Here is a 17,367-nt window from a genome sequence, read left to right on the forward strand (position 1 = left end):
AATAGCTCCTCCTATAATATCTTTAATAGTTTTAATCCCTCTAGCATACTTGCGGGTAATGGTAATTGGTATTGTACACCACCACCATTTGCGCCAAAACCTTTGGCAATACCGCCTTTTTGAATAGCCAACTCTTCAAAAGTCAGACCCCAAGTATTCATGTAATCATCTATATCATTTTTCAATTCAATGTTAAGACATTCATCGTAATATTTTTTGATATTCTTAAAATTCCCCGTAATTTTATATTGATGATATTTAGACATATCTTCAATATATGGCAACGAGCGCTTATCATACGAAAATGGCTTACCTTTTTCAAGAGGGGATGTAAACCTTCCCTCTACTGGCCCATATCTATCAATAACTTCTCCCACTTTAGGTATATATGCTTCTTTAATTGGATTCCCGAATTTGTCTAGCTTAAATCCATCGTTTGGTACTTGCGCCCAGTCAATTCTTCCCTCGTGTGTTAACACGCTTGAATTCTTAGGTATTTGTACACTATCTGGCCACTTACCAGTCTTTAGATACACCTGAGCAGCATCTTTATTTATCCCATTCAAATATTTAAATAGTTCATCTGGCGAACATGTAGTTTGCCTCAGTAATACCTCCGTTGATGACCGTACTTTATTTATGCCTGATAATTTATTAATGTCTGATATACCTTTCGTAATTCCGATGGCCCCTGCGAATAAAATAGAAGTCTGTGTTAAACCATACGCATCACCACTCTTATACGGTTCCAAATAACTATCCACTATACTGCTCCAAAGCATATTTACCGTACCAGACGGATCACTTTTTAAATTGGTAAACAAGCTTACAAGCCCTTCTAATTGCTTTTCTGGATGTTTCAAACTTTCTATCGCTCTTTTGCCGAATCTAAAAATAGAATCTCTCGTAGAAGCACCGATTTGCCGTACTTTATTTCGATCGTATTGGCGATAATCTTTCTCGATTGTAGAAGCGTGTACGTGATCCATTTCCATGAGACGTCGCATATCTTGGCTAATGCGGTGCATCGCTTCGCCTTCGTTTTGTTGTAATTGCGTCAACTTTTGCCTCAGGTAATCATCTAAGTCTTCCATCAAACCTTGGTTATGACGCATCACCCACAATGCATCTGGATCATCTGGTATGCGCTCGATGCTTGGCTGTGGCACACGGAATACTTCTCTTTTGGCGTCATCTAAAGCATAACCTTGCATTTCGGCCGCTTTTTGAAGGCCTCGCGCATCAATGAACATATCCTGATTGCGATAAATCGGACTATCGATATCTTTAACATCATTCACATAGTTTTCTAAATACGTAAAGAGTTTTGTCACCGTTCCTTGTTGCCGGGAAATATCATCACGGTGGGCGCCAAATTCAATAGTAAGCGTATCCGCTAATTTCCCTTTTTGCTTAGACACCGCATCCTGAACGTTCACTAGAACACTGTCCAGCGTTTCTAAGCTTGCTTTCATTTTATGCAAGGAAGTCAGCGCTTCTTCTAATTCTCCCATATTTAGTTTAAAATCCATCAGCCTTTGCCTCCCAACTTCGCATCGGTTTCGATGAATGCTCGTACCGCGGCTTGACTATCAACCAAGGATTGCTTTAGTTTCGTGAACTGGTCGGCTCTTATTTCTTGCCTAAACCTTCTTTTACTTCGATGTAGCGAGTCATGAAATTGGGAGAAACTTGCTTATTTAGTTTATCCAATGTGTGCTGAATTGTTGTCGCTTCGGCCTTAAACTCCACTACTGCTTGCTCCCCCACTTGTAATTGTTTTAAAATCCAAGTTGTATCGATATCAATTTGTGTGGACATCCTTATCTCTCCCTCCGTAAAGCATTCTCTGTTTGTTCACAGTAGGAGATCATGTCTTTAGCTTCCTCTTCCATTTGATTAAGCCTATGTATCATTTTCTCCTCTATTTCGTGATTTTCATCTTGAATACCGTTTTTCCTACTCTTAATACCATCTACTATACTCTCTAGTCTATGCTTTCTAGTAGATATCGCATGCCTAACTTGTTCGTAATGCGGCATATGGCACTCCCTCTCATGTTAGTATCTTCCACATTAATTATAGCAAATCAAAACTAAATAATATAGCATCAGGACTAACTTTAAAAAATTTATCTACTTTTTGAAATTTTTTCTATGGCAAACTTTGTATATGTTGTTTATAATATATACATATAGAAAAATAGGGAGAGATGGGCTTGCTAAAACCGACAGTACGACTTAAAGATTTAAATTTTGGTAAGATTGATGGATCATCTGAATCAACTATGGATAATTTTAGAGAACTTTTTTTACACTGCTGATGGAAAATCAGAAGAGCTACTCTTACCAGAAAAATTTATTATATCCGGTAGAAAGGGAACAGGGAAAACTATCTTAGCACACTATGCCATGGATACGTTGGATAAAAAAAAAGAATCACTCCTCTGCTATTTTTAATAGTGTAGATTTTGTTAAGTTGAAATTAGAAGAATTTTCAAAAGACGATATTTCTGATGAAGAAATGACATTATTTTGGAAATGGGTATTCCTTTACTATATCGCAGAGACATTAGAAGATGGTTTCAATAAAAGATGGGTTGCCAAACGTTTTTGTAAGCCATATAAACAGTTAAAAGATTTTCTAAATAAATCTAATCTAGAAGATATATTTAAGTTGTCGAAATTTTCGAAAGGAAGTAGTTCTAAATTACGTGGGAAAGTTAGCACATTACCAGTATTGGAAAGCGAGGCGACCGTTGAAGAAACTGGTAATAGTGATTTTAAAAACAAGCTATACTACGAAAAAATTAGTAGTCTTGAAAAATTAATTATGGCTTGTTTAAAGAAACACCAAGTAATGATATTCTTTGATGATCTTGATGAATATCAAAACAAAATTTTTAGTAAGATCGAGTCAAACAGAGTATTCTACTTCATGCTCTTATCTATGTTAGACGCTGCAAAATCCATAAATACTAAAATAATACGAAATAAAATCCCTCACTCCAAAATAGTTATTTTAATGCGAGATGATATCCTATCCCGACTACATGAGCATTCTAGCAATTCAAATAAACTTGTTACAGAAGGATCTGTTGATTTATATTGGTTTACACGTGGGGAACGTGAAAATCCTTGGAATCATCCAATAATTGATATGGTTCTATCCAAAATACGAAACAGCACTGAAGCATACTCTACACTTTCCAACGAAATACTATTTAATTTACTCTTTCCAGACAAGGTACGATATAAAAATGTCACCGAATATTTACTTTCTAACAGCTATGGCCGCCCGCGAGATGTAATACAATATCTTTCTTTAATCAAAAAAAAATAACCCTGAAGCAGTGGCTTTTACTGAGGATAGTTTTACACTTTATGCACCTACTTATTCAGCATGGTTTTATAGAGAACTAACAAATGAAATCAGTATCCATGATAACCAGAAATCAATTTCTGCTTGCTTGATGTTGATTGAGAATTTTAAATCGCGACATTTCTTACTCCCAGAGATTGAAGAATTCTATCTCGCGCGTCAAGAGAACTATCCTGATATTGATAATCTTGCTGAAACACTAGAACACTTATACGAACTAGGGGTCCTGGGAAACTCTTGGAAAACACCTACCAACCCTCGTATCAAGAAAAAAAAGAACTAGAGTAATGTATAACTGGTCTTACAGAGAAAATTCTAAAGAACGTCCTAACATGGAACAATTATTTTCTGTTCACTATGCTCTACACCAAAGATTTAATTTGTGACAAACAAAAAGCCTTCGAAATTAATCGAAGGCTTCTTTAGAGGCTATGATGTCCTCTCAATCTAGGGTAATTAAATCCCTTATAAACTAGTTTATATATTATATAATACCACACTTTTATATAATTAAAACAATTATTAGGAAATTCTTAACTAATTTTAATTATATCATCACTTTCTCTAAGCAATTGAATAATACATCGCAACAAATTTCGGCAATCAAAAAATACTATTCTTACGAGGTGAATGAATTTGGAAAAAGAAATAAAATGGGGTTGGGATGAAACCTGGGCAGTGATAAGAGGAATACAAGTTCTACTTAGTATAATCATAACTTCTTACTTAGTTAGCAAAGATGTGTCCGAGCTGGGTTTAGTTATTTTTTACAACATATCAGCTACATTCCTACCTTCCATACTTTTTGGTAATAAAAACATATCTAAGATTGTTCAAAAAAAGTTATTCAAAGAAATTAATACAGCCTACTACAACTATCTGGGGGTTTGCGTCGTTTTTTTTTGCTAACTTGACTGCCCTTTCGCTAATAACCTATGCTCTGAACACTTCTGGGGTAACTGATATAGAAGTACAAAAAGATATGGCTCTCCTATCATGGATTATCTCTCCCATGGCTATAGCATCATTCCTAATCGTAGTAGTGATAGCAACCTTAGGATGTGTTGCTTTTCTAATGTTATGTCTAAAATTTTCCTTTATATTTTATATCCCGCTTATCTTCTTTACGTTGATGTCCGGATTGTTAACTGTAACAAGTCTTAATGTCGGATCTATAGAGAGTATTTATTGCATTGCGTCATTTTTAGTCACCTCAGCGCTTTGCGCAGCACTTTACATTACATCGAGAAAACCTAACCAGACAAAACCTCAATTAAATAATAACAAACAAAAATTAAATAGGTATAGGAAAAAATCAGATTAACCATCTGTTTGATACCTAGGTATTTTTCTTTCCAATTGATAAAAATTGAAAGCTTTTCCAGACTCAAACATTATCATAGGAACTATCCATCACATAATAGATTATAGGAGGAATTATCATAGTTAATTTTATTACTTGGCTCTACGAAAAAAAAGTGGCGTACATTGATAGTCTTTTTTTGTTGCTACTATTATTTTCTTATTAATAAGCTTTCCAATCGCATCTTGGGATACCCTTGACCATAGAAAAGATATTTTACTGATAATATCTTCTATATATTTAATATTTATTTATTTAATAGCTATCGGTCTTATAATTTCACCAACTTATGAGTATTCAACGAAATATTTTAAAGATGGAGAAGATCTACTTATTAATTTTGAAATCTTGCCCTTTTCAATTAATAAAGAAAAAAATTATACCAATACAGATACATTTAATAAAATGAAAATCATTAATTCCAATGTACAATCTTTGTCTATTTACGATAAAGAATTACTTTTAGCTTATTTAAAGGCTAAAAAAAGTGTTCCTATCCCAACTCTAATTATACTTGGAATTACAGTAATTTTTGGAGTCATTACCTCCTTATTAGTAAAATATTATGAGTCTGATCCCCTAGTTCCTCTCTCTATTATTCTTATGGCTTTCTATTTCTTTGCTTATCCAATAAAAAATTTTATTTCAGGGCATCGGCGTAGAAATTTAACTGAAAACTATTTAATTAATCTTCTCGAAAATGAAATAGGCCTCCGAAAATAATTCGGAGGCCTATTTCATCTATAAAGTTGTAAACCGTGCGATATTATCGAAACCGTAGTTATCAACCCGAAGTACATCGGAAGACTTAACCCAGAAATTCCATCCCCAGGCATCTGAATAAACGGCACAACGTATATAAGTCACTCCGCTGATTTTCTTAGTAACTGTTGGTTTAACCCTAACAACCTCATTTACACCCATGTTAGCACCCCCGGAATCACCAGGGAGTCTAATTGTTTTCTTCATAACAGCAGCATACCACCCATTCGATGACACAGGGCATAGTCTTTGCGTTAAAAGAGAAAAGCCCGTAGTACCGCGAAACGATAATTTACCATCACCAATATAATTCACAATAGCCCCTCGTGGTACTGTGCGTAACAGTTTCTTATTTGAGCCAAATTTCGTGTTAAAAATCCCCGTATCTTCCACAGCAATATCCTTTTGTGCAAACGCAATAGACGGGACGCTAAATACTAGCAATCCCGCCATTAACATAATCATTAATTTTTTCATTTTATAAACTCCCTTTTCTCCATTTTATTTTTTAGAATCCACGCATTTTTTTTGAGTAATTGCGTGTTTTGCGCTGCTGTACCTGTATAGTTCTTAATACCATTTTGAGATGCAAGTTTAGCGCGAGAGGCCTTATCTGATGCTTTTTTTACGGATACGAGGTAATCAACTAGCGAATTTCCTTTGTAAACCGATTGCGTTGGTTTAGACGGTGCCGCGCCTGCTTTTAGTTTATTCAATAACGCCGTATTCTGTGCAGCTGTGCCAGTATAGTTTGCGATTCCATAATTAACAGCTAACTTTTTACGATTCGCCATACTGGAATCGATTTTTTTACTGTTGAGGTAGTCCACGACACTACCGCCTGCGTTTGTACTACCTGTTGCTGGCTTACTTGGCGTAATTGAAGGTTTAGATGGCGCTTTAGTAATTCTACTGTACTCATCAATAATTGCCTTTTGCACTGTAGCCCAGCGTTTTTCGTCAAGAATACGGTGCGGGCAGTGCTTACCACTCCAATCTTCATGTTTTTTAATAGTATCAGTCGTAGCAACAATTCCTTGTTGCACACAAAGCGCTGCAATATACTTAATAGCGTTTTGTTCTGATTTAGTGTACTTAGATCCGCCTGACTTAGAATAACAAATCTCTACACCAATCGTATTGCGGTTACCGTATCCATTAGCCCCATCTCCACAGTGCCATGCATTCCTATTAAATGGAATACCTTGAATTGCGCCCAGGTCATCTACAGCGATATGGAAACTAACTTGGTTTGCGTTAGTAACTTCATAGCTAACTTCATTCGAAGCCTTAGCATCATTGTAGGTGTTATGGATAGTGATTTTCTTTGCGATCATGACGTTAGGGCATTTAATCGAATATTTTGAGGAGGGAACTAGGTTTTGTGTAAATTCAATTCCATTTACTTGTGTCATGATTATTCACCTACTTTCTTGATTTCATCGACTCTGAACACTTGAGTAACTCGGTTTTCACCTAAATAAAAACTTACAGAAATAAGCTTTTTATCGCTTTCAGTGAACAACATAGTAACATTTCCTTTGTAGTTAGCGCCCTCCATGATTCGTTTTGCTTCACCATCAAGAAATGGATCATTTTTTACTTTGTTAATATCAACAATTACAACCTCATCATTTTTGTTAAACATTATTTATCATCCTCTCCAATTTTCGTATCCTGTAATTCTTTCTTCTCAGCCTCGTAAATTTTTCCTTTTTCGATTAGCTCGGCTTGCCGTTTCCCATTTTTAAATAAAAAGGTATTTTTGAAAACCGCGTAAAGTGTTCCTCCAAATACAACTGCTGCAACAATCACAGTAACCACAGCGTTAATACTTTCTACAGTTAACCAGTCGAAATGAAGATTCAGTGTCATTAATAAGCTATAAATAGCCATCAACAAACCTGTCAATTGTGTAACCCATTGTTTCTTTGTACTCATAATTACCACCCCCTTTCCATAAAAAATAACGCTGAATGAGCGCTATAATTTTGGTGTGTTATTTAAAAAAAATAATTAGCAAGTGGGGACGCGATTGCAGCAATAACGGTGAGTCCAATCCCTACAGCCCCAATAACTGCAACGATAATTCTCCCCTTGGTATCAATTTTTGTTTTGCTCAAATCTTTCTCACTCTCAATTTTCACTAAAGCTACAGCATGCTCATTGAGTTTTTCATTTATTTTCTTTTGATCCACCGCTTGTTCTTTTACTGATTCTTTCGTTTCTCTCGTATTTAATTCAATGTTAGTTAATATGGCATTTGTTTTTGCATTAGATAATCGAAGTTCTCCAACAATATCTTCTAAACCATTTACTCGCCTATTAATTTTAGCCTTATGCTTTTGAAAATCTTTTTGCGTGACATACTCTATTTCTGTTTTTTGCGGTGATTCCATGCCATAACACCCCCGTATATCGCAATACCCAGTTGCAAAATTGCCATCATAGAATACCTTGCCGCGAATAAAGTATAGTCTGTCGTATCAAACCGAGCGATAGCGTATAAAAACATGACACATGAACCAATCAATCCACCGAAAAGAAAAGAAACATAGGCTGTTTTTGTTTTGTTCACAATTCCGAACATTAACAGAATAGAGCTACTTAGAAATATCAGTCCCCACATATCCATCGTAAATAAACTGCCTAATTGCTGGTACAGTAGACTATGTTCTATAACTTGGTTCCCAGAAATTATGAAGAAAAGCCCCGTCAGCAGATTGTATAGCAACATCACAAATGCAATTCCTTCTATTGAATCGTCATATTTTTTATCTTTCATTATCAACAACCCCTTTCTTTCCAATAAAAATAGCGCTACTCAGCGCTTATTTCTTCTTGTTTTGCATAGTGCTCATCTAATGCTTGTTTCACCTGATCCCTATAGCGCATTGGAACATCCTCTATCGTCCTATCTACACCCTTATCGAGTATAGATTCAACAAATTTTTTAATTAAAAAACTCATATCGGCACCTCTATTCTAAACTTTCTGTTATGATATCTAGCAATATTTCTCGCAGTTCCACATTATCTTGCTTTGCGACTTCAATCTCTTTTACTAGTAATTCTGCTTGGCTTGGTTGAGGCGGAATCATTTCAGGTGTTTCACCATTTATCCACCGTTTCCCATTCCAAGTTGCATCATTCGCAGGACTCGGTGCAGGTTCCCATGTACAGTTATCAGGTAATATAAAAATCTCCTTTATTAAAACATCCGGAATATGAGTTGGCTCAAGAAAAATAGTTTCTATCTTTATCTCACTTTCCTCACCTTCAGCTAGGTTCTCAGTATTATTCTCACGTTCAATAGTAACCTCCTGTAGTGGAAATAATAATTTTTGATGTTCACTTGCTTCACCGAAATCATTAAATTCCTTACCATCATCCGTAATGTAGATATACTTGGGGAATACAATACTATCTTTTAAAAAAAATACGATTTTCATCAAATTCATAGGCTAGTTGGAAATTCATACTATCACCTCTTTCGTTAGGTACATCATAGTATGCAGCGCTACATTCACTGTGGTGCTTCCAATTGCTACAACTTCCATATTCCCATTCACAGGGTTTATATACAGGTTTGTTTGATTTGATGCTACACTTGACTGCTGCGCTCCAGTAAATGCAGTTTGCCAAATCGCATCTGGTAAAAATAGAGTGGGCATCGTTGCAAATAACCCTGAGTTGCCGCTAATCCAACCAACTACCCAGATTAAATAGCGATTTCCTAATGGGATTGCTAAGTACCCCACAGTGCTATTATTTTGTGCTGTAAAACCATTTTTTAATGTAAGCGGGGTAATCGGAGTATTGAAATCCTTTTTCAATTTATCAATTTTCGCTTGTGAGCCTAGGACGGTTTCTATATCAATGCCAAAAAGCGACATTATTTTGGTTCTAAAGTCAATAAATAAGCCATTCGCTTTCAGATAGGGGGAAGCCCCTACACCGATATAGGCAGAATTGATTGTTTTCCCAACACCACTTATCCCCATTTCTGCCAGTCGGTCACCAGATCTCACACCTGCCCCCCTAGCCCATGACATATTTTCTGTTACATTACTTGCATCAAAATACATAGCAGAGTTAATTTTACTCACGTCTAATGTCAGAGAACCATCTACTTCAACATTACCTCGGATATACGGTTTATCCCCATTTCTGCCAAACTCCATAAGATTTTTCATCGTAACAGTGTTTGAAGCTGGTTTCTCGACTCCGTTAATGATTGATTTAGTCCAAGTAGCACTAAGTGGTGCAATTCCTGTAGCATAGGTTGTTGTGGTCGAAATCGGATTAATCCGCAAATCACCATCTGCTATAATCTCTGTTCCGCCAACAATTACATCAACATATTTTCCCCATTTCGTTGCTGATGTGCCTATTTGTATCCGTACAATCGTTCCGGCTTGCTGTAACCCAATATAATGCCTCAAACCTCCACAACTCACATTAAAGGCTGATTCTGCTGTACTATTTAGTGTACCTGTTGCAACGTCCCCTGATTTTTTCAGAGCATCCATTGCAATCAATGTTTTCTCTAACAACGTAAGTTTTGCGCTCAATGAGCCTGAATCGTCTTCGAGAGCTGTTATCTCAACTCGCAATTCCTCTAACATCTGCCGTAACTCCGTATCCAAGTTTTCGAAGTTCGCTATATATTCAGCCTTCACATCTTCTAAATCACGAATATACACTTGATAAATAACTTCTATATCTTGATCAATAAGCGCTTGATTTATTCTAAAATGAAATTTATGCACAGATAATGATTGCCCCTGATTGTACCGCAAATATATCTCTGCCTGCACTGATCCATAATGCTTGATTGTTTCACTATCAATAATATATGTTATCTGACTCATTTCTTTGTTCACTTGGCAAATATCTTGTACTACAAAGCCGCTGCCCTTCATATAAATTGTTGCAGATAGTGAGCTCATTGGAAGTGGAATATCATTTTTTTCAATATCAAATATTAAGCGAGCTGTTTTAATATCCTGTGTAGAAAAACTGCCTTTTAGATCGATTGAATTTTGGTGCAAACTAGATATTTCTAAATCCGTTCCTAAATCTTTATAAATTTCATTAATGGCCATTAGACTAACATACCTCCGTTCTTAGTAAGAGTTTGAGTAGTAGCCTCAACCTTAAATGGGGGATTTATTTGCACAATAGACGCATCGGAAATAACCCCATAGGTGTTCCCCGTCCCCGTGTTTGTATAAGGAAAGTTGGAATGTGAAGTATACTGATCAATTTGCGCCGCATATTGATTCAAAAAATAGCTACTATGTGCTCCACCTTTTCCCGAATCGATAACAATCGCAGGGACTAGATTCGTTTTAGCCTTACTGTCATCAAACCTACACAATCCTACACTCGCATAGCCACATCTTGTGAAAACAAAAGTTCCTTTCTTTTGTGGAGTCTGGTCGGCGTTTATTTGATTCAATCCGACAATAGAAAGATAACCTAAGCAATCTTGAAAGTTAATATGGCGAACAAAAACGCCTGTTTGGGTTTTTGCCGGTTCTACAGAAGCGTTATTTGTTCCCCTAATGAAAATTGCGCTTATCTGCTTATCTCGTATATAAACGTCCTCATTGTAAATCCCTGGTACAATATTTATATAAACAGCACTGCTATTCATAGCTCGTGGAATTTGTTGAACAGCTTTGTTGATTGTTTTAAATGGTGAATTTAAGGCGCCTGTTCCGGTCGTATCATTTCCTTTACTCGCATCAACATAAAGCTCCAAATTTGCCTCAGCAGCACCATATATTGCTTTCAGTTGAGCTTCTAACTCTCGGTTAGTCTGTTCATAAACAGCCATACGTGTATTCATTTCCGCTAGTAGATTGGCCATTGCTTGTTCAAAACCGGTTAATCTACTACTTAACGTAGGGTGGATAGTACCATTTAAACTGGTCCTTGCGTCTACAACTTCTGTTATATCGTTTCCCGAAACATTTAAAATTAAATTATCAATTCGAGATTTCGTATATGAGTCATACTTCATTAAGTCCAACATACGATTATTTAAAACGTCCACATTTCCATTAAACACTTGTCTAAAATTGCTATCGTTTAATGCATTATTCTCCCATTTCTTTAATTCACTCATTTGGAAGCTCCTTTCTTTAATTTCTTAATCACTTTTAAAATATCTCGCTGAATATTGATCATGTCTTTTTTAGCATTAGAAAAAGTTAGTTCTGGGGGCTTACTTTTAACTAAAGGATATTTAATATAGCCAACGAGTTGTACATCTAATTTCATATCTAGCTCTGTATGCACGATAATAACGTAGTCACCCTTGTCTACCTGATATGGTAGTTTCATAACTACACTGCATGAAATGGCCGGATAATATTGTAGTTCTCTTTCTAAACGAATGAGCATGCTATTGTTATCAGAGTAACGTTCATCCTCAACCGGCGCCGCTATTCTAAGTCCCCATCTTTCGAAGGCCTCTTGATTACGATAAATCACTGGTGGGAAGTACCCCGACATTATTCCCCGTATCTCTGTTCTTAAATTTGTCGTGTCACAATCTAGTGTAAATTCATCCGTATTATAGTTGTATCGTATTGTGTTCTCTGTCTTAATCCCATATTCACTTTTCGCATAAAATACCAAGTGTTTCTTGTCAGCAATAATAACTGCAAAATAATCATTTAAAACCTCATTTACTAGGTCCAAAAGATTGGCGTTACCAAAGTTCTCTTGCTCAACACTCGGGAACGTTCCAACAGTTGTCCAGGTAAACCCTAGTGTGTTTTTATCAAAAATATGGTGCAATAATTGTGCTATCGTTTTCTTTCCAGATATGACGTCATATTGAAAATCATATTGCATCGTGTACATAATATGGACCGCCGTTACTTCCTTTGTTTGCCGCATGCCATTAAAGTTATGATTCATTTGCTTAATTACAAACTCTTGATTATCAAAAAGAACAGAACTCTCAAAATTAATAAGGTCAAAAGTAAACTTATTTTTTCGTGTTTTCGTTACCGACAATTTTAATTGCCAACTAGTATTCTCTTGCCACTCTTCTTGAAAATTCGACCTATCAAAATCTGTCAATATCTCAGCGTAATTGTTATCAAAATCTTGGATCACTACATTTTTCAGCTTAATCACCTACTTATATAAGAACGGAAAATCGAACGATACGTTCAATCTGCTTGCATTTAATATTTCAAATGCATTCCATCCTTTTCTCAAGGAAATAAGTTCATGATTCGTTGACCTACCTGATTCAATACCGTTTAGCTTTGGATAGACACCGTCAATCGTTAACACTTCCCCTTCATTTAATGCCGGATAGTAAATGAAACGATCGCCTGTAGTCTGATTGTATAGTTGCATTCCGCCTGTATTGGAAGCAAAATCATCTGGTCTTAGCCCGTTTTCACTTTTACCGGTAATTGTAATGAGTAAGTCATGGAAATTCGGATTAACATCAAAATCCCCTGCATTGAATACCTTGAATCTATTAGTTGCAAAAGAATACTCAAATTCAGTCCCTATAAGACCTTGCCCTGTCTGCCACAATTCAGAATCCGTAGTAAACGGAGACAAAGTGGTGCCAATACTTTCTCCATATCCTCGAAAAACATTAAATTCAATATCAAATTTACCCGTTTTAAAATTTGCTTTTGTAATATCAAAAGGCAGTGGTTTAACCATGTATTGAATACCTGGCATTCTTTTAAAACGAATATAGTACCCTTTCCTATCAAAGAACAGCCCATAAACTTCTTGCTGTTTTAAATAAAAATCATGAAGATCCTTGGCTTGGGTTACGAAATGACAAATTATTTTCCTACTTTCAAAAGTTCCATCCGTGTCAATCATGCCATCATGTCCTGCTAAATTGATAAATTCAGTTTCAACTTCGGGGGACGAAAGTAAATGACTCAAAAAATCGACTCCAATAGTATCTTTGCTAACTGTAATCTGTTCTCCTGTATCCGGCTTATACATGTACATCTCATTCATGATTATAGTCCCCCCAATTCGAAGATTGACATATTTGTGTCAGCGCCTTGTTTGTCATTTGTGTATTTCAACATGCTATCTTTATCCATTACAAGCTTAGAAATAGCTTGAATAACTCCGGCTAGCAAGACGTTCTGCTGGGCATTACCCTGTTCAATAGATTTAATCAGTTCATCTAAATCAATGACATTCTGGGTATTGGATACCTTACTAACAGCGACTGGATCGGTTACATCTAAATTTGATAGTAATTGCATTCCTTTTGAATTCAGTAAATCCATTTTTGGAGAAACTGAATAAGCCATTCCATCAAATGACTTAGTTAATAAATTCTTCGTTTGATCAATAGGCTTAATAATAGCCCCAACATTTCGAATCATTCCAACTCCAATTCCAGCTGGAACTTGTCGGCCAACTTCTTCATCCATTAATCGCGATGGCGAATGTATTTTCAATCGTGATTTAATCGTATTTTCAATCGTTTTAGCAATATAATCCGATTCTTTTTTTAACGGCCCATTCATAGCTTTGAAACCAGAAATAATACCAGAAACAGTCTGTTTTCCTAGAATAGAACCAGCGTTTTTAAATTGCTTTGCTTTGTCCAGTTCCTTTAACCAGCTGTTTCTTGCGCTTGCTAAATCTGTGCTTGCCTTTTTCTTCGCATCATTTATCGCTTTATCCATCGCGGCCTTCTCACCTGCAGACAATTCGAGCCCAATTTTATTAGCATTATTGTGTTTTTTTTGTCCATTCTGCTTGATATGCTTTTAAATCCGCATTAGATAGATTGGCGATTGCTGTAATTTCTCCGGTTGCCCCTAGGCCTTCTTGTAAAAGTTCTTCAATCAATTTTTTATCTGCTTTTCTACTCTTCAATTTATTTATTGATGCCATAAATTCTTTTTGTTGTTCTGTTTGCGTCTTTAAATTGAATAATAATCCGGTGCCATCATATGAAGTTTTAGAGACTCGATCAAATAAACCCGATTGTTTATAAGCAGCTTCTTGATTGCTTTTTAAGGCTTCCTTGTAATTATTACTAGCCTCAGTTATGCTATCTCTCTGTTTTTTTTATTTATCGCGTCTACTTGCTTGAAATACTTGTCAGTGGACGTTTGAATAGATTTATTGAGCTTCGTATTTTGTGCCGCTATTTGCTTTGTCGCAGCTGAAATATTTAGTTTGATCTTTCGTGCTTGGTCCGAGTTTAATCGGTACTGTTTATTAATCTGCTTTAATTTTGTGATATACGTTTGAGCACTGATAGTACCAGTCTTGTAATCAGCATCTAGATCAACGATTTTGGTATTCACATTTTTAGTGTAATTTGCTTGAATCTTCTTCTTCGTCGCTTCATTAGCTTTTACAGCATTTTTTATTTGCTTGTACCATTGCTTTGTTTGTTGAAGCAATATTTGTCTGAATTTTTCTTGATTGCGTAGCATTTAGCTTATATTGTTGATTAATTTGTTTTAATCGCTCTATATACGCTTTAGCTGAAATAGAAGCTGTTCTATAGTCTACGCCAGCATCAGCGATCATGTTAGTTACTTTTGTTGAGTATGCATTAGCTTTTTTTTGTACCTTTAGCGTATCTGGGTATTCCTCTCAACAACTTACTTGTTTTGTCACCTCGCAAAATTTGAGTACCTCTTTCTAAATTGAGAATAACATTCCGCCCCTCAGGAACATACGAAGAACCACTCGGCGTAGTAATTAATTCTCTGTAATGCCTTCCTTTGGCGTCATTTACCATTGCTAGCCCACCTGGATGAAATGGTGTTCCTGTAGCAAACCCTTGCGGTCCAGATGGCGCTTTGCCACTTGTTCTATATGCAATTTCTAATATCTTTTGATCCCTGTTTGGTATTCTTCCCCAATCAGATAAAAGTCGACTTAAAATACTACTTGTATAGTCAGCATTGGTGTTTACATTAGCCGCTTTTGTCGTCCACCATGAGTTGTTAAAATATTTTTGTGTTCGTGTAACAGAATCAAAAGTTTCTTTTGCATTTGTACCAGTTAGCATGTTTTTCTTCATCCAAGGTAACTGTGTCCATCTATTATTTACTTCAAGAGATGTTTTCAAGGTTTCCGGGGCATTTGTTTCTAATACAGCTTTCTTTTTATTCGCATCCCAGGGGACATTTTTCCACAAATCAAATTGGATCATTACATCATTCAATGTCTCAGGCGAGTTACTCTTTAATATAGCGCTTTTTTGCTCAAATGTGAGAGTATTCCATTTCTTGTTATCTTCTAACGCTTGAACAACTGCAGCTGCACTGTTATTTTCAATTAAAGCCTTCTTTTCGGTCCAAGTCATTTCGTTCCATTTTCCAGAAGAAATTGCGGCTTCCGCTATAATCAATTTCGCATTTGAATTTAATTTAGCTTCCTTCATAATGAATTTTAAGTTATCCCAACCTGCTTTAGATTTCATTGCCTTCGCAATTTCAGGCAGTGCATTTGTTCTTACTTCACCTGTTTTGGGATCAAGTATCATCTGGTTCCATGCTAGGTCAGCCTTGCCAGCCGCTGAAGAAAGTATCCCTAAATTTGCTTCCGTTCCATTTGCAGCATCTTTTGAGGCTTTGTCTAATTTGCTCAAACTTAGACCCATGGATTCTAAATAACCTTCAATCATATTCTCTGAGGTTCCACTTGCTCTCGCAAGCTCCACCCATCTTGTCATCATTGCTGATAATGTAGTATTATGTTTTGAATCTAATGATTTTAGAGATGCTTGATATGCTTCATAATTTCCTGTTTCTTCATACAACCTCTCAATGTCTTTTGTCTTCTGTTTAAAAATCTCTACTTCTTTTTTAGCGGCTATTGAAACCCTGCTTGCATTCTCTCCTGATTGATCTTTCGTCATTTGAGAAATATCACTATATAAGGCAGCCTTTATATTTTTTTCTTGAGAAGCTGATAATTTTAATGCTTTAATATGTTCATCAAGCAATGCCGAATTAATATTCCCCAGCATAGTTTGTTCTGTTTTTGTCATTTTTCTATTATTTTCAGAAACATTTTTCGCAATGTTGTAAGCTGCATCCGCTTGTTCTTTTACTACTTTCTTTTGCTCTTCTGCTCCTTTTTCAGCCTCTTTAACTGATTTTTCCCAGAAAGCCTTCATCTCTGGATCTAATCCTTCGTAGGACTTTTTCAAAGCCTTGATAGAATCATCAATGCTAGAATTAATAACCTTAGCTATACCCTGATAAGCAATTTTAATTGATTCAGCATTTTTCTTTGAATCTTGATCAAATGTAGCAATCGCTACACGACCATCATCAGAAAATCTTGATACTTTTGTTAATGCTTCATCAGCACTCACGCCTACATCTGTTCCCCACTTTTTTGTTCTTTGGGCGGAATCATAAGCTTTCTCGCCCCAAATTTTCCAAGCCGCATATCCACCAACTAATGCGACTGTAACAGCGCCAATTGTAATCCCTAAAGGATTTAATGCTAAGCCAAATAAGCTAGCACCTCTGGTTGCAACAGCCAACCCTGTGCCCGTATTCTTCGCTCCCGCAGTCAATAAATCAGCACTCGTTTTCCCTAGTCGCATTTGAACAGAAAGTCTGCCAATCCCTTGACTAACCTTTCCGACTGTAGAAAAAATAGTTCCACCGGCACCAATTAATTTACCCATACCTAAGGTCAAGGGACCAAGCGCGACAGCCGCCAATCCAAGGTTAACAATAAACTTTTGCGTAGCAGGTGATGCTTCTGAAAATGCTTTAGCAGTTGCTTTAACATTATCTAAAAACGGTTCTGCCGCTTTAAGAGCGCTGTTCATAGCTTTCATAAACGGCCCACCGATATCAA

Annotated in this window: 19 protein-coding genes; 2 read left to right on the plus strand and 17 right to left on the minus strand. The window is 36.2% G+C overall.

Annotation, left to right across the window (positions count from 1 at the left end; translation table 11 throughout):
* Nucleotides 1–11 precede the first annotated feature (11 nt).
* Together PCORN_RS19025 and PCORN_RS09065 are read right to left on the minus strand one after the other, a co-directional pair.
* The gene (locus PCORN_RS19025) at nucleotides 12–1,532 is read right to left on the minus strand and encodes a TNT domain-containing protein (RefSeq protein ID WP_051999346.1); all 1,521 of its coding nucleotides are present in this window, start codon (nucleotides 1,530–1,532) and stop codon (nucleotides 12–14) included.
* A gap of 100 nt (nucleotides 1,533–1,632) precedes the next feature.
* Nucleotides 1,633–1,821, minus strand: a complete 189-nt coding sequence (locus PCORN_RS09065; RefSeq protein WP_036079530.1) for a hypothetical protein — start codon at nucleotides 1,819–1,821, stop codon at nucleotides 1,633–1,635.
* Nucleotides 1,822–2,406: 585 nt separating this feature from the next.
* Here PCORN_RS09065 and PCORN_RS09075 point away from each other — a divergent pair.
* Together PCORN_RS09075 and PCORN_RS19820 are read left to right on the plus strand one after the other, a co-directional pair.
* Nucleotides 2,407–3,342 carry a P-loop ATPase, Sll1717 family gene (locus PCORN_RS09075; protein ID WP_036079533.1) on the plus strand — a complete coding sequence of 312 codons (936 nt, stop codon included), beginning with the start codon at nucleotides 2,407–2,409 and terminating at the stop codon, nucleotides 3,340–3,342.
* Nucleotides 3,343–3,352: 10 nt separating this feature from the next.
* On the plus strand, nucleotides 3,353–3,664 hold the full coding sequence (locus PCORN_RS19820) for a hypothetical protein (protein ID WP_036079535.1): 312 nt from the start codon (nucleotides 3,353–3,355) through the stop codon (nucleotides 3,662–3,664).
* Nucleotides 3,665–5,485: 1,821 nt separating this feature from the next.
* Here PCORN_RS19820 and PCORN_RS09100 read toward each other — a convergent pair.
* The 15 genes from PCORN_RS09100 to PCORN_RS09165 all read right to left on the minus strand — a co-directional run bounded on the left by PCORN_RS09100 (nucleotide 5,486) and on the right by PCORN_RS09165 (nucleotide 17,347).
* A complete protein-coding gene (locus PCORN_RS09100; RefSeq protein ID WP_051999347.1) occupies nucleotides 5,486–5,983 on the minus strand; it encodes a hypothetical protein in 498 nt (165 codons plus the stop codon).
* Nucleotides 5,980–6,921: a peptidoglycan recognition protein family protein gene (locus PCORN_RS18400; RefSeq protein ID WP_077913840.1), complete on the minus strand. Its 942-nt coding sequence runs from the start codon at nucleotides 6,919–6,921 to the stop codon at nucleotides 5,980–5,982. The genes PCORN_RS09100 and PCORN_RS18400 overlap by 4 nt, the downstream gene beginning before the upstream one ends.
* 2 nt (nucleotides 6,922–6,923) lie before the next feature.
* The gene (locus PCORN_RS09110) at nucleotides 6,924–7,154 is read right to left on the minus strand and encodes a hypothetical protein (RefSeq protein WP_036079544.1); all 231 of its coding nucleotides are present in this window, start codon (nucleotides 7,152–7,154) and stop codon (nucleotides 6,924–6,926) included.
* Entirely contained in the window at nucleotides 7,154–7,447 is a 294-nt protein-coding gene (locus PCORN_RS09115; RefSeq protein WP_051999348.1) for a phage holin, read from the minus strand. Before PCORN_RS09115 ends, PCORN_RS09110 begins: the two co-directional genes overlap by 1 nt.
* 62 nt (nucleotides 7,448–7,509) lie before the next feature.
* Nucleotides 7,510–7,905, minus strand: a complete 396-nt coding sequence (locus tag PCORN_RS09120) for a hypothetical protein (RefSeq protein WP_036079546.1) — start codon at nucleotides 7,903–7,905, stop codon at nucleotides 7,510–7,512.
* A complete protein-coding gene (locus PCORN_RS17280; RefSeq protein ID WP_051999349.1) occupies nucleotides 7,878–8,291 on the minus strand; it encodes a hypothetical protein in 414 nt (137 codons plus the stop codon). The genes PCORN_RS09120 and PCORN_RS17280 overlap by 28 nt, the downstream gene beginning before the upstream one ends.
* A 35-nt stretch (nucleotides 8,292–8,326) precedes the next feature.
* On the minus strand, nucleotides 8,327–8,476 hold the full coding sequence (locus tag PCORN_RS19605) for a CD1375 family protein (RefSeq protein ID WP_167330519.1): 150 nt from the start codon (nucleotides 8,474–8,476) through the stop codon (nucleotides 8,327–8,329).
* Between the two features lie 10 nt (nucleotides 8,477–8,486).
* A complete protein-coding gene (locus PCORN_RS09130; protein ID WP_206537437.1) occupies nucleotides 8,487–8,957 on the minus strand; it encodes a hypothetical protein in 471 nt (156 codons plus the stop codon).
* 24 nt (nucleotides 8,958–8,981) lie between these two features.
* On the minus strand, nucleotides 8,982–10,613 hold the full coding sequence (locus tag PCORN_RS17285) for a BppU family phage baseplate upper protein (RefSeq protein ID WP_051999350.1): 1,632 nt from the start codon (nucleotides 10,611–10,613) through the stop codon (nucleotides 8,982–8,984).
* Nucleotides 10,613–11,641, minus strand: coding sequence for a hypothetical protein (locus PCORN_RS09140; RefSeq protein WP_051999351.1), 1,029 nt, complete (start codon nucleotides 11,639–11,641; stop codon nucleotides 10,613–10,615). Before PCORN_RS09140 ends, PCORN_RS17285 begins: the two co-directional genes overlap by 1 nt.
* Nucleotides 11,638–12,642, minus strand: a complete 1,005-nt coding sequence (locus tag PCORN_RS09145; RefSeq protein WP_159102563.1) for a phage tail protein — start codon at nucleotides 12,640–12,642, stop codon at nucleotides 11,638–11,640. Before PCORN_RS09145 ends, PCORN_RS09140 begins: the two co-directional genes overlap by 4 nt.
* Nucleotides 12,643–12,663: 21 nt before the next feature.
* Complete coding sequence (locus PCORN_RS09150; protein ID WP_051999353.1) at nucleotides 12,664–13,524, minus strand: phage tail family protein; 861 nt, start codon at nucleotides 13,522–13,524, stop codon at nucleotides 12,664–12,666.
* A 2-nt stretch (nucleotides 13,525–13,526) separates the two neighbouring features.
* Complete coding sequence (locus tag PCORN_RS09155) at nucleotides 13,527–14,210, minus strand: hypothetical protein (RefSeq protein ID WP_036079552.1); 684 nt, start codon at nucleotides 14,208–14,210, stop codon at nucleotides 13,527–13,529.
* 366 nt (nucleotides 14,211–14,576) lie between these two features.
* Nucleotides 14,577–14,972 carry a hypothetical protein gene (locus PCORN_RS09160; RefSeq protein ID WP_036079554.1) on the minus strand — a complete coding sequence of 132 codons (396 nt, stop codon included), beginning with the start codon at nucleotides 14,970–14,972 and terminating at the stop codon, nucleotides 14,577–14,579.
* A gap of 122 nt (nucleotides 14,973–15,094) precedes the next feature.
* Nucleotides 15,095–17,347 (minus strand): phage tail tape measure protein, encoded by a 2,253-nt coding sequence (locus PCORN_RS09165; protein WP_149024302.1) that lies wholly within the window; start codon nucleotides 17,345–17,347, stop codon nucleotides 15,095–15,097.
* Between the last annotated feature and the right edge of the window lie 20 nt (nucleotides 17,348–17,367).

The sequence above is a fragment of the Listeria cornellensis FSL F6-0969 genome, assembly GCF_000525855.1.
Taxonomy (GTDB): domain Bacteria; phylum Bacillota; class Bacilli; order Lactobacillales; family Listeriaceae; genus Listeria_A; species Listeria_A cornellensis.

Excerpts from the sequence above, each read along its gene's own strand:
- PCORN_RS19025 (WP_051999346.1), bottom strand. The coding sequence starts at position 1,532 with ATGGATTTTAAACTAAATATGGGAGAATTAGAAGAAGCGCTGACTTCC.
- PCORN_RS09065 (WP_036079530.1), bottom strand. The coding sequence starts at position 1,821 with ATGTCCACACAAATTGATATCGATACAACTTGGATTTTAAAACAATTA.
- PCORN_RS09075 (WP_036079533.1), top strand. The coding sequence starts at position 2,407 with ATGCCATGGATACGTTGGATAAAAAAAAAGAATCACTCCTCTGCTATT.
- PCORN_RS09100 (WP_051999347.1), bottom strand. The coding sequence starts at position 5,983 with ATGAAAAAATTAATGATTATGTTAATGGCGGGATTGCTAGTATTTAGC.
- PCORN_RS18400 (WP_077913840.1), bottom strand. The coding sequence starts at position 6,921 with ATGACACAAGTAAATGGAATTGAATTTACACAAAACCTAGTTCCCTCC.
- PCORN_RS09110 (WP_036079544.1), bottom strand. The coding sequence starts at position 7,154 with ATGTTTAACAAAAATGATGAGGTTGTAATTGTTGATATTAACAAAGTA.
- PCORN_RS09115 (WP_051999348.1), bottom strand. The coding sequence starts at position 7,447 with ATGAGTACAAAGAAACAATGGGTTACACAATTGACAGGTTTGTTGATG.
- PCORN_RS09120 (WP_036079546.1), bottom strand. The coding sequence starts at position 7,905 with ATGGAATCACCGCAAAAAACAGAAATAGAGTATGTCACGCAAAAAGAT.
- PCORN_RS17280 (WP_051999349.1), bottom strand. The coding sequence starts at position 8,291 with ATGAAAGATAAAAAATATGACGATTCAATAGAAGGAATTGCATTTGTG.
- PCORN_RS19605 (WP_167330519.1), bottom strand. The coding sequence starts at position 8,476 with ATGAGTTTTTTAATTAAAAAATTTGTTGAATCTATACTCGATAAGGGT.
- PCORN_RS09130 (WP_206537437.1), bottom strand. The coding sequence starts at position 8,957 with ATGAAAATCGTATTTTTTTTAAAAGATAGTATTGTATTCCCCAAGTAT.
- PCORN_RS17285 (WP_051999350.1), bottom strand. The coding sequence starts at position 10,613 with ATGGCCATTAATGAAATTTATAAAGATTTAGGAACGGATTTAGAAATA.
- PCORN_RS09140 (WP_051999351.1), bottom strand. The coding sequence starts at position 11,641 with ATGAGTGAATTAAAGAAATGGGAGAATAATGCATTAAACGATAGCAAT.
- PCORN_RS09150 (WP_051999353.1), bottom strand. The coding sequence starts at position 13,524 with ATGAATGAGATGTACATGTATAAGCCGGATACAGGAGAACAGATTACA.
- PCORN_RS09155 (WP_036079552.1), bottom strand. The coding sequence starts at position 14,210 with ATGGATAAAGCGATAAATGATGCGAAGAAAAAGGCAAGCACAGATTTA.
- PCORN_RS09160 (WP_036079554.1), bottom strand. The coding sequence starts at position 14,972 with ATGCTACGCAATCAAGAAAAATTCAGACAAATATTGCTTCAACAAACA.
- PCORN_RS09165 (WP_149024302.1), bottom strand. The coding sequence starts at position 17,347 with ATGAAAGCTATGAACAGCGCTCTTAAAGCGGCAGAACCGTTTTTAGAT.